The sequence below is a fragment of the Carnobacterium alterfunditum DSM 5972 genome (assembly GCF_000744115.1).
In the GTDB taxonomy this organism is placed as follows: domain Bacteria; phylum Bacillota; class Bacilli; order Lactobacillales; family Carnobacteriaceae; genus Carnobacterium_B; species Carnobacterium_B alterfunditum.
In genome coordinates, this window is record NZ_JQLG01000004.1 from 2,288,585 (window position 1) to 2,300,512 (window position 11,928).

Here is an 11,928-nt window from a genome sequence, read left to right on the forward strand (position 1 = left end):
GCAGAGATGATCAATTATCCGTTAACGATGAAACGAGTATATGAAAAAAGTGAAAAAGAAGATGGCTATCGTATTTTAGTGGACCGAATATGGCCCAGAGGGGTATCGAGAGAAAAAGCTGATATAGATGATTGGACAAAAGAAATCACTCCAACGACAAAAATCCGTAAAGAATTTGATCATCAACCGCAAAAATTTGATTGGTTTAAAAAAGCTTACTGGGCTGAATTAGAATCAAATCCTTATGCACAAGAGTTTATTGAACATGTTTTCGATGAGTTGCAGCAATCGCCAGTAACGTTTGTCTACGCCGCAAAAGATGAACAATTCAACCATGTGGTGATTTTAATAGAATTCGTTCAAACTAAAATGCAATAGCATACTTAGTAAATTGTTTGAAAAATAAATAAATCCGTTTGGAGGACACTATGTTAAAACGTTTTTTCAGTTATTATAAACCGTATAAAAAATTATTTATCTTAGATTTTGGCTGTGCGATACTCGCAGCTATTTTAGAGTTATCTTTTCCAGTTGTAGTCAACCGTGTGATCGATGACTTATTGCCTTCAGCAAATTGGACATTGATTGTAACGATTTCGCTATCTTTACTCTTTTTGTATCTCGTGAACACTTCTTTGCAGTATGTCGTTGTTTATTTTGGGCACAAACTAGGAGTGAATATCGAAACAGATATGCGCCGTGAATTGTATGGGCACTTGCAAGAACAGCCTTTTAGTTATTACGATAATCAAAAAACCGGCAAATTAATGACGCGCTTGACTACCGACTTATTTGAAATATCAGAAGTTGCCCATCATGGTCCAGAGGATGTATTTATCACTTTTATTACTTTAAGTGGGGCTTTCTTGTTGATGTTAACGGTCCATGTTCAACTTGCTTTGGCAACGTTTGTGATGGTCCCTTTTATCACGATCGCATTAGTGTTCTTTAATAAACGAATGACCAAGATCAATACAAAGATTTTTAATGATTTAGGTGAATTCAATGCTGGAATCGAAGCTTCTGTCAGCGGCATACGTGTTATTCAAGCTTTTGCTAATGAAGAGCACGAAGCCGGCCGATTTGAAGTATTGAATAAAGCTTATCGAAAGTCGAAAATTTTATTTTACAAAATGATGGCAATCAGTTCTTCGTATAATTATTTTCTGATCCGTTTAATTAATTTGTTTGCTTTATTTTTTGGTGCTTATTATACGATCCAAGGCGAAATCAGTTATGGTGACTTTGTAGGCTTTATCTTACTAGCTAATATTTTTGTTCGGCCGATCGAAAAAATAAATACGATGATTGAAAGTTACCCTAAAGGAATTGCTGGCTTCAAGAGGTTAACCGAAGAATTGGATAAAAAACCGGCTATTCAAGATAAGAAAAATGCGATTGAAGTAGACCGCTTGAAAGGCGATATCGACTATAAAAATGTTTCCTTTTGGTATAATTCATCAAAAAAAGTTTTAGATGGGATCAATTTATCGATTCGTGCGGGAGAAACGGTTGCCTTTGTTGGACCAAGTGGAGCAGGTAAGACGACTATTTGTAATTTGCTGCCTCGTTTTTATGAAGTGAGTGAGGGTGAAGTAACCGTTGATGGAATCAATATTCAAGATATGACCATGCAGTCATTGCGGAATCAAGTTGGCGTGGTCCAGCAAGACGTCTATCTTTTCCCGGGAAGTGTCAGAGAAAATGTTGCTTATGGGAAACTGGATGCAAGTGAAGCAGAAATAAGTGAAGCCGTTCGATTAGCTCATTTAGAAAAGGTTGTAAACGATATGCCTAGGGGGCTAGATACGATCATTGGTGAAAGAGGTGTGAAATTATCTGGTGGGCAAAAACAACGATTATCCATTGCACGAATGTTTTTAAAAAATCCTCCGATTTTGATTTTAGACGAAGCAACTTCTGCTTTAGATACTGAGACAGAACAAGTGATCCAAGAATCCCTAAATTCATTAGCAAAAGGCCGCACAACATTGATTATTGCACATCGATTAGCGACTATTAAACATGCTACGCGTATTATTGTGGTAGATGAACAAGGAATAGTTGAACAAGGCAGTCATCAAGAATTGATCGCAACTGATGGTGCATATAAGAAGTTGTATGAAGCTCAATTTGGTCAATGAAATCGATCAAAATAAACCACTAGTGGGATTTTTATTTTCCTTACGCTAGTGGTTTTTTCTAGTTAGTCCGTTCAAGGGTAATGATCAATAAATGGGGTTTATTGTTGATTCGAAAAGGGAATATGCTATTTCCGATTCCACGGCTGACGACTAGTTTTTTTGAAGAGTCTGCCTCACTAGTGTAGATTCCGTTGGTGTATTTAGGAAACAAGCCTTGACCAGGGGCGTATAAAGGGCCGATAAGTGGGAGTCTTATTTGTCCACCGTGGGCATGGCCGCTAAAGGTGATGTCCGGTTGGATCAATGGGTTGGAAGTTAAGTACTGCTCAAAGTATTCAGGGTGATGAGCGAGCAGTAGGGTCGGTACACCATCGCTTAGGGGATCTAGTAAAGGTATTTCGTCAGGATAGCTTTCATCGCTAACACCGGCTAAAATAAGTTGAGCACCGTTAACCGCTAAGGTGAGTTGCTCATTATTTAACAGAACAACACCGCTATTTTTAATGTTATATTCCCACTCTGGTAAGTGTCCGCTGCTTGTTTCGTGATTCCCGGATATGGCATAGGTTGGTGCAATAGCGACTAATGAACGACCAAATTCCTCTAACGGTATCTTGCTTAAATCAGCCGTACGATCGATCAAATCTCCGGTCAAGAAAATGAAATCAGGTTGTGCTTGCTTGATGGCTGAAAGTAAGGTCTCAATTGAAATACGATTTTTTTCAAAATGCGTATCAGATAGATGGACGATTTTTAATTGATCTAACTCTTGCGGTAAGTCATCTAATAGGATGGTTTGATGCTCGATATCTAATGAACGGTTCTGTTGATAGCCATATAGGCAAAAGGTGATAGCTAGACCAATAAACAGAAGAAAAACAAGTATGATTTTTTTCATATGATCTCCTTATTGAAAACTTTTTTTAAAGTATAGCATACTTTGAAAGAGTTCTTGCTCCTAACAATTTCATTTTAAAAGCTTCAATTGAAATAAATTAAGGTATAATGAGCATAAAAAGAGTGTAAAAATTGAAAAGGACTGATTTTTTATGGAGGCAACTAAAAGAAGAGACAGCATTGTTTCGATTTTATCACAGGAAAATAGACCGCTAAGTGCCAGGAAATTAGCGGCATTGCTAAGTGTGAGTCGGCAAATCATTGTAGGCGATGTAGCTTTATTAAGAGCGAGCGGTGTCGATGTCATAGCTACTCCAAAAGGATACGTATTAGAATCGGCATCTATGACAAATAAATTTGTCGGCCAACTAGCTAGTCACCACAGTGCAGCGGAAACAAAAACTGAATTGTATGCGGTAGTGGATAATGGGGGAGAAGTAGTAGATGTTATCGTTGAACATCCGATATATGGGGAGCTGAGAGGGCGGTTATCGATTTCTTCGCGTTACGATGCAGATCGATTTATGGAAACGATAGAGAATAAACAAGCCAATTTACTATCTGAATTAACAGGTGGTGTTCATTTGCATACCATTGCATGTGCAGACAAAAAAACATTTGATCGTATCAAAAAAGAGCTTGATGATTTAGGCCTATTGTACAAGAATTAAAAGGTGTCTTGACAACTTGCTGAAATCACCTATAATTAAATTTATCGATGTGTCTTGACACGTGTAAAGGTGCATTTAATGATAGGAGTTGTTGATATGAAAACGAATAAAGTTCATAAATTGACCATAGCGGCGTTATTAGTAGCTGTAGGTATTTTGATTCCCATGATCTCACCGGTCAAATTAGTCTTAGAGCCAGCTTCTTTCACATTAGCTAGCCATGTTGCTATTTTTATCGCTATGTTTATTTCACCGATGGTTGCGATAACTGTAGCTTTGGGCACAGCTGTAGGTTTTCTGTTGGGAGGGTTTCCAATTATCATCACATTAAGAGCTTTGACTCATGTCATTTTTGCAGGGTTAGGATCTTATATCCTGCTTAAAAAGCCTGATATTCTTCAATCCACCATTAAAATACAATTCTATTCTTTTTTTATCGGTGTGTTGCATGCTGTTTCTGAGGTGGCTGTCGTTTCTGTTTTTTATTTTGGTGGAGAAATGACAACGGCTTATTATACGCAAGGATTCTTGCAATCTGTTTTCTTATTAGTCGGAGCAGGTACGATCATTCATAGCATGATCGATTTTATTCTTGCTCATGCTGTCTGGAAATCGCTGATGAGTCGTAACTCATTTGCTGCAACTGTGGCCAAAATAAAATAAATAAATTGTTCTTGAGAACCCAGTACTTTTAAAACCCTATCAGGTTTTTAAAAGTACTGGGTTTTTTCGTTAGTCTCTAGATAAGGTAATAAGGCAGTACATAAATTTAAATGCGAAATCAAACGTGTAACAATAAAATAATCAAATCGTATTTTTGCATCGATAAGGTTTACGCCGGTGGTTTTAATTATAATAAATTGTTTGTGTTATTCATTTTAAAAAATTGTTTTTTTTCACAGAATGTGCTATTATGAAAAATGTATAGTTCTGTCTGATAATAGATTTAGAGAATAAAGTCGCACTTGTTTATGAGTGCGGCTTTTAGAGACTGGATAGTCTTTCTGACAGGACCTAACGTTCTTTATTTTTTACTAAGAGGTGAACAGCTTGGCAATGATGATTCCAGAAGAAACTGTCAATAAAATACGGCAAGAAACTAATATAGTGGATGTTGTCAGTCAGTATGTTCAATTAAAAAAGAAAGGTAAAAATCTTTTTGGCTTTTGTCCTTTTCATGAAGAACGAACTCCTTCATTTTCGGTAACAGAAGAAAAACAAATTTTTCACTGTTTTAGTTGTGGACGTGGCGGTAATGTGTTTACTTTTTTAATGGAAGTCGATGGACTCACTTTTCCAGAAGCTGTCATTAAGACAGCTGAACTGGGTCAATTTCAACTAGATGATTCCTTAGTACACGATCACGACCATAAAAATAAAACGAACGACTCAACAAAAGAAAAACTGATTCGTATCCATGAAGAAAGTGCTGAATTATTTCATCATATTCTGTTGAATACAAAAATCGGAGAAGATGCTTTAGCGTATTTAACTCAAAGAGGATTGACTCGAGATATAATTGATACATTTAATATTGGGTTTGCTCCGCGAGAACGAACTATGCTGCAACAATATTTACTTGGGAAAAATAGTGAGCAAGAATTGTTGGGAAAAACGGGTCTATTTGTGGAAAAAGATAATGGAGATTTGCTTGACCGATTTTACAATAGAATCATATTCCCCATTCGAAACCAGCAAGGGAAGACCGTTGCTTTTTCGGGGCGTATTTTTCAGCAAGAAGCTGATGAGGGCGCACCTAAATATTTAAATAGTCCTGAAACCCAGCTATTTAATAAACGAACGGTTCTGTTTAATTTTGATCTTGCACGTCCATCCATAAGACGAGAAAAAGAAGTTATATTATTTGAAGGTTTTATGGACGTTATAGCAGCTTGGAAAGCTGGGGTGACCAATGGAGTCGCTTCAATGGGAACCAGTCTTACAAATGAGCAAATCCATTTGATCGATCGAGTAACGGATCATGTACTGATTGCATATGATGGAGATCCGGCAGGAATTGAGGCAACCAAGAGAGCCAGTGATCTTTTAGCAGCAGAGACTAATTTTGATATCGATATTATTCGTTTCTCTGAAGGTATGGATCCAGATGAGCACATTAAAAAAAATGGGGCTGATGCTTTCAATGAATTGATCGCTCATGGAAGAGAGACGCTTTTTGGCTTCAAAATGGCTTATTACCGTAAATCGCTCAATCTATCAAATGAGAGTGAACGCTTAGGGTACATTGAGAAAATATTAGCTGAACTGCTCTCGGTCACTTCGGCTGTTGAACGTGAACTTTACTTTAAACAATTAGCGAATGAATTCGAACTCTCTATTGATTCTTTAAAGGAACAGTTTCAGCAAAAATTTCATGATTCTCGTAATCAACGAACAAAAGAAAAACAACAACAAACGTATCCAAAGCAGACTGTTGAAGTGAATTATCCTCAAGTACACATGCAAAAAAGAAAACCAGATAACATTGAATATGCAGAGCGTTTATTATTAAATCGCTTGTTTCATTTTGAAGAAGCCTGGATAATCGTTAAAGATGGTTCAGCTGATTTTCATTTTGTGCACGATGAATACCAAATGTTGTTTATTTTATATGAAAGTTTCCGAGAGCATACAGATAATGAAGGGCCTATTGATGCGTTTATTGACTTTGTAAAAGAATCAGAATTGAAAAATCTGATTGTTGAAATTGAGCTTTTGTCAATAAGCAATGAGATCTCTGCAAGAGAAGTAGAAGATTACCTGGATATGATTTCAAGGAAATCGGTTCTTCAAATGCGTTTGAAAGAAAAACAAGAAGCCCTGACAGAAGCATCTAGGCGAGGCGATAAAGAGCAGCTTCGTGTATTAATGATTGAAGTAGTCGATCTATCTCGTTTATTAAAAAATAAATAAGTGAAATCCTGGTAACAAGTGTTAGTAATTTTAAAAGGGGAGGCTTTTTAATGGCTGAAAAAAAAATAACAACAAAAAAAGCGTATGATAACGAAGTCAAGAGTTTTATCAAAGAGCACAAGATAGTAGGGACCGTTCATTACGATGAATTAACAAATAAAATAGCAACTCCTTTTTCTTTAAATGCTGAAAAAATGGATGCACTGATCCAAACAGTTGAAGATGCAGGTGTTGGAGTGGTTGGAGACGATGGTGGCCCAACAGCTCGACAACTAAAAATCAAAGAAATGAAAGCAGAAAAAGACGCAGAAAAACCAGAAGACTTAACAGCTCCTCCTGGAGTAAAAATCAATGACCCCGTCAGAATGTATTTAAAAGAAATCGGGCGAGTGAATTTATTGACTGCAGCTCAAGAAGTTGAACTGGCTATAAAAATCGAAGAAGGCGATCAAGAAGCACGCCAACGTCTTGCAGAAGCTAACTTGCGTTTAGTTGTAAGTATTGCCAAACGCTATGTTGGACGTGGGATGCAGTTCTTAGATCTGATCCAAGAAGGAAACATGGGATTGATGAAAGCTGTTGAAAAATTCGATTATAAAAAAGGCTTTAAATTCTCTACGTATGCTACTTGGTGGATCCGTCAAGCTATTACGCGTGCGATTGCCGACCAAGCTCGCACCATTCGTATCCCAGTACACATGGTTGAAACAATCAATAAGTTGATCCGTATCCAACGTCAATTATTACAAGATCTAGGACGCGAACCTACACCGGAAGAAATCGGAGCAGAAATGGATCTGCCAACTGAAAAAGTTCGTGAGATCCTAAAAATTGCTCAAGAACCGGTTTCTTTAGAAACTCCAATCGGGGAAGAAGACGATTCTCATTTAGGCGACTTTATCGAGGATCACGATGCAACTAGTCCAGCAGAGAACGCTGCTTACGAATTGTTGAAAGAACAATTAGAAGATGTGCTAGATACACTGACAGACCGTGAAGAAAATGTATTGCGTTTACGTTTTGGTCTTGATGATGGGCGTAACCGTACACTTGAAGATGTCGGCAAAGTATTTGGCGTTACGCGCGAGCGTATTCGTCAAATTGAAGCTAAAGCACTTCGCAAATTGCGTCACCCAAGTCGTTCAAAACAATTAAAAGACTTTTTAGAATAACAAAATAAAATGGTCGTCCAAAATGAGCGTTACTTGGGCGATCTTCTTTCGTTTATAGAGATAAATATGAACGATAGGTAAAAAAACTGGTATAATAGTAAACGATGTAAAAATGAAGGGATGAATGACATGTTATCATTTGAAGAAAAAAAGGCTATCTTTGATAGTTATGAAGAACTGACTGCAACAAAAGTATCGATGAACCGATTGAATTACCATTTTAAAGATAGTGCAGTACCTAAGACAATGGCCGTACGTTTCCTACACCCGAATGGAAATGCGTTGATTTATGCAGGCTATTTGCCTAAAGAAGAAACAGATAAAGGGTACATTTCTGTTAGAGACGAAACGGAAGAAACCATCCGTTCATTAGTGGATCAAGCAATTGCTCATTTAAAGAAAACCGCTGATGGCTATGAAGAAGGCTACACTGAGCTATGGTTCGACAATAAAGGCGATATCTTAAAGTTGGTCTATGATAATCCTACATGGCTTGTAGCATTGCCAAATGATCAAGTTGAAGGAGTTTTTCATTCTAAAGATGCCGCAGAAGGTTACTTGATGGATGAAGAGTTCTTCGAAGGATAAGCAATTTATTAAAAGAAAGAAGTGATAAGTATGGATGAAAGTCAATTATCGCTACGTTTAAGCAGAGCTGCGTCTTATGTTGAACCGGGTGATCATTTAGCAGATATCGGTTCTGACCACGCTTATTTGCCTTGTGCTTTAGCAAGTAAGGAAAAAGTTGCTTTCGCTATAGCGGGGGAAATTGTTGAAGGCCCATTTCAAGCGGCACAAAATCAAGTGAAACGTTTAGGGTTAACAGAAAAAATCAGTGTTCGTTTAGGTGATGGATTAGAAGTTATTTCTCCAGAAGATGAAATAACGGCTATTACCATATGTGGTATGGGCGGTTTATTGATTGCGGCTATTTTAGATAGTGGGCTTAAAAAAGGCCATCTGACTGGTAAAGAACGTTTGATTTTACAGCCGAATATAGGCGAAAAAACGTTACGCGAATGGTTAGTTGCACATTGTTATACCGTTACGGCTGAAGAACTTATTGAAGAAAATGATAAAATTTATGAATTGATGGTCGCAGTAAAAGATCCATCAAAAAAACCAACGGCCACAGCGACCCAGTTGACGTTTGGTTTTCATTTGAAAGATGAAAACTCTGCTATTTTTAAAAAGAAGTGGCAAAAAGAACTTGAAAAAAATCAGCGCATTCTTGACAGCTTAACAAAATCAAGTACAGACCAAACCGCTAAAAGTATACAATTTCAAGCAGAGATCCAAGAAATAGAAGGGGTGCTGAAATGACTGAGACTTATGGAAGTGAGTTTATCCAAAAATTTGAATCATTTGCTCCAAAACAATTGGCTGAAGCTGGGGATCCGGTTGGGTTAGCAGTAGGAACCTTGAATAAACCTATCAAGAAAATGATGGTCACATTAGACATTCGTCCTGAAGTAGTGCAAGAAGCGATTGAAAAACAGGTTGATTTTATTTTTGCTCATCACCCGCCTATTTTTCGTCCAATCAAAAATCTAGCTACAGACAATGCACAAATCAACATGTACGCTGATTTGTTGAAGCAGGATATAACCGTTTATGCGGCTCATACGAATTTGGACGTGGCTACTAACGGTATGAATACGTGGCTAGCAGATGCGTTAGCATTAAAAGAGACTGAAATTATGCATGTAACGAAGCAATTTTCTTATAAAAAAATTGCGGTATTTGTTCCTAGAGAAAATGAGGCAGAAGTTCGAAAAGCTTTAACAGATGCAGGAGCAGGTCAAATAGGTCCCAATTATAAGGATTGCACGTATACCTTTGAAGGTGTTGGACGGTTTACACCAATCAATCAGGCCAATCCTAAAATAGGAGAACTTGACCAACCTGAGCGTGTAGCTGAGGCTCGAATTGAAGTCGTTTTTCCAGAACAATTAACGCAAACGATTGAAAAAGCTTTATTTGAAGCTCACCCGTATGAAGAACCGCCATACGATCTATATACCATTGAAAATTTTGTTGATGAATATGGTTTGGGAAGAGTGGGTAATTTAACTGAACCTATTTCAGTTCATGACTTTGCTCAAAAAGTGAAAGATCTTTTCGGGGTATCAGGCTTACGTTATGTTACGCCGGATAAAGATAAACTGATCCAACGCGTAGCAGTATGCGGTGGAGATGCAGGGAAATACTACCCAGATGCGCTTAAAAAAAATGCAGATGTTTTTATCACTGGAGATGTGTATTACCATACGGCTCATGATATGTTAGCCGATGGATTAAGTGTGATCGATCCAGGTCATCACATTGAAAGTATCTGTAAACCGCGATTAGTTGACTTGTTTACAGAATGGAAAACAGAAGCCGAATGGGATTTTGACATCATTCAATCGGATTTGAATACGGATCCTTATAGCTTTATTTAAAAAAAAAGATTTTTGAAAGGAAGATATCTGTTATGTATGAAAATCTTGTACCACGTTTTATTCGTTATGTAAAAACAGAGACCCGTTCTGATGAGAACAGCTCGACGACCCCTTCAACGCAAAGCCAAGTTGAATTTGCTAAAACGTTAATGGAAGAGCTAAAAGAAATCGGACTAAGCGATATCGCTTATAATAAAAGCAATGGCTATGTGACGGCTACTTTGCCAAGTAATACAGCTAAAAAAGTACCGACGGTCGGCTTTATAGCCCATTTAGATACGGCTGACTTCAATGCGGAAAATGTGAACCCGCAATTCCATGAACAATACAATGGAGAAGCAATTGTCTTAAATGAAGAACAACAAGTTGTTTTAGATCCGAAAGATTTTCCTAATTTAAAAAATTATATTGGTCAAACATTGATCACGACCGATGGAACGACTTTATTAGGCGCTGATGATAAAGCTGGGATCGCTGAAATCATGACGGCTATGGAAATATTGATCAATGATGATTCTATTGAACATGGCGATATTCGTGTTGGTTTTGGTCCTGATGAAGAAATTGGTATCGGAGCAGATCGTTTTGATGTTCCTGGATTCAATGCGAAATTTGCTTACACCATGGATGGCGGTCCAGTTGGCGAATTAGAATTCGAGAGTTTTAATGCAGCAGCAGCTGTTGTTAAGATCCAAGGGAAAAATGTTCACCCAGGCACAGCTAAAAATACGATGGTAAATGCTGCGAAAATCGGAATGGCTTTTGATGCGTTGTTGCCTCAAGATGAAGTGCCGGAGAAAACAGAAGGTCGTGAAGGATTCTATCATTTAGTGGGAATCACTGGTGAAGTTGATGAAGCAACATTAACGTATATTATCCGAGATCATGACCGCAAAAAATTTGAAGCCCGTAAAGCCTTTATGTTGGAACAAGCGGCTAAATTAAATGAAGCTTATGGAAGCGAACGCGTCACGATCGAATTAAATGATTCTTACTACAACATGGGTGAGATCATTGAAAAAGATATGACCGTAGTCGATATTGCTGAAGAAGCAATGAATAATTTAGCTATCAAACCAATTATTGAACCGATTCGCGGTGGAACAGACGGCTCTAAAATTTCCTTTATGGGGCTGCCAACACCGAATATTTTTGCCGGCGGAGAAAACTTTCATGGCCGTTATGAATTTGTAGCAGTTGAAAGTATGGAAAAAGCTACAGCTGTTATTGTTGAAATTGCGCGTCTAAATGCTGTAAAAGGAGTTTAGTGAATGACTATAGTAGCTGCTTACCTTCTTTTATGCAATAGTCTTTTGTTTCTGCTGATGGGCATAGATAAACGAAAAGCGGTCAAGAGACAATGGAGAATTCCTGAAAAGACGCTTTTAGGTTTAGGTCTTGTTGGCGGCGGGTTTGGCGGCATCTTAAGTATGCATTTGTTTCGTCATAAAACGACCAAAGGATCTTTTAAAGCAATCTTTACTCTAGGAACAGCCGTTGCTATTTTCTTATTCGTCTATTTTTTATAATTTCATGAAATAAAATAAAAGGCTGTATAATTTTTTGTGTTGATAGACTTAATCTAATGGCATTACTTACTCAAAATTTATGAAGGAATAGGGTTGCTTGTAGCCTAAAATGAAGCACTGTGGGCAAATAACGCCCAAGTGTATCATGTTTGTAAGCT

General features: G+C 37.6%; 12 protein-coding genes. 11 read left to right on the forward strand and 1 reads right to left on the reverse strand.

The features are described from left to right. The first annotated feature begins 6 nt into the window (after positions 1-6). On the forward strand, positions 7-378 hold the full coding sequence (locus tag BR50_RS11215; protein WP_034548671.1) for a DUF488 domain-containing protein: 372 nt from the start codon (positions 7-9) through the stop codon (positions 376-378). Positions 379-428: 50 nt separating this feature from the next. After that, on the forward strand, positions 429-2,144 hold the full coding sequence (locus BR50_RS11220) for an ABC transporter ATP-binding protein (RefSeq protein WP_034548672.1): 1,716 nt from the start codon (positions 429-431) through the stop codon (positions 2,142-2,144). 58 nt (positions 2,145-2,202) lie between these two features. Here the strand turns inward: BR50_RS11220 and BR50_RS11225 are convergent, their stop codons facing one another. Further along, a complete protein-coding gene (locus BR50_RS11225) occupies positions 2,203-3,042 on the reverse strand; it encodes a metallophosphoesterase (protein WP_034548674.1) in 840 nt (279 codons plus the stop codon). Between the two features lie 151 nt (positions 3,043-3,193). Here BR50_RS11225 and BR50_RS11230 point away from each other — a divergent pair, with 151 nt between their 5' ends. The 9 genes from BR50_RS11230 to BR50_RS11270 all read left to right on the forward strand — a co-directional run bounded on the left by BR50_RS11230 (position 3,194) and on the right by BR50_RS11270 (position 11,770). Next, a complete protein-coding gene (locus BR50_RS11230; RefSeq protein ID WP_034548675.1) occupies positions 3,194-3,712 on the forward strand; it encodes a transcription repressor NadR in 519 nt (172 codons plus the stop codon). Between the two features lie 96 nt (positions 3,713-3,808). Continuing rightward, positions 3,809-4,375: a hypothetical protein gene (locus BR50_RS11235; RefSeq protein ID WP_034548676.1), complete on the forward strand. Its 567-nt coding sequence runs from the start codon at positions 3,809-3,811 to the stop codon at positions 4,373-4,375. 393 nt (positions 4,376-4,768) lie between these two features. After that, positions 4,769-6,625, forward strand: coding sequence for a DNA primase (gene dnaG / locus BR50_RS11240; RefSeq protein WP_245792851.1), 1,857 nt, complete (start codon positions 4,769-4,771; stop codon positions 6,623-6,625). A 50-nt stretch (positions 6,626-6,675) separates the two neighbouring features. Further along, complete coding sequence (gene rpoD, locus BR50_RS11245) at positions 6,676-7,797, forward strand: RNA polymerase sigma factor RpoD (RefSeq protein ID WP_034548679.1); 1,122 nt, start codon at positions 6,676-6,678, stop codon at positions 7,795-7,797. A 129-nt stretch (positions 7,798-7,926) separates the two neighbouring features. Continuing rightward, positions 7,927-8,385 (forward strand): hypothetical protein, encoded by a 459-nt coding sequence (locus BR50_RS11250; protein WP_034548680.1) that lies wholly within the window; start codon positions 7,927-7,929, stop codon positions 8,383-8,385. 30 nt (positions 8,386-8,415) lie between these two features. Then, positions 8,416-9,120, forward strand: coding sequence for a tRNA (adenine(22)-N(1))-methyltransferase (locus BR50_RS11255; RefSeq protein WP_034548681.1), 705 nt, complete (start codon positions 8,416-8,418; stop codon positions 9,118-9,120). Further along, on the forward strand, positions 9,117-10,241 hold the full coding sequence (locus BR50_RS11260; protein ID WP_034548682.1) for a Nif3-like dinuclear metal center hexameric protein: 1,125 nt from the start codon (positions 9,117-9,119) through the stop codon (positions 10,239-10,241). The genes BR50_RS11255 and BR50_RS11260 overlap by 4 nt, the downstream gene beginning before the upstream one ends. Before the next feature lie 32 nt (positions 10,242-10,273). Beyond that, positions 10,274-11,509 carry a peptidase T gene (gene pepT, locus BR50_RS11265; RefSeq protein ID WP_034548683.1) on the forward strand — a complete coding sequence of 412 codons (1,236 nt, stop codon included), beginning with the start codon at positions 10,274-10,276 and terminating at the stop codon, positions 11,507-11,509. A 3-nt stretch (positions 11,510-11,512) separates the two neighbouring features. Further along, positions 11,513-11,770 (forward strand): DUF1294 domain-containing protein, encoded by a 258-nt coding sequence (locus tag BR50_RS11270; protein ID WP_034548684.1) that lies wholly within the window; start codon positions 11,513-11,515, stop codon positions 11,768-11,770. Positions 11,771-11,928 lie beyond the last annotated feature (158 nt).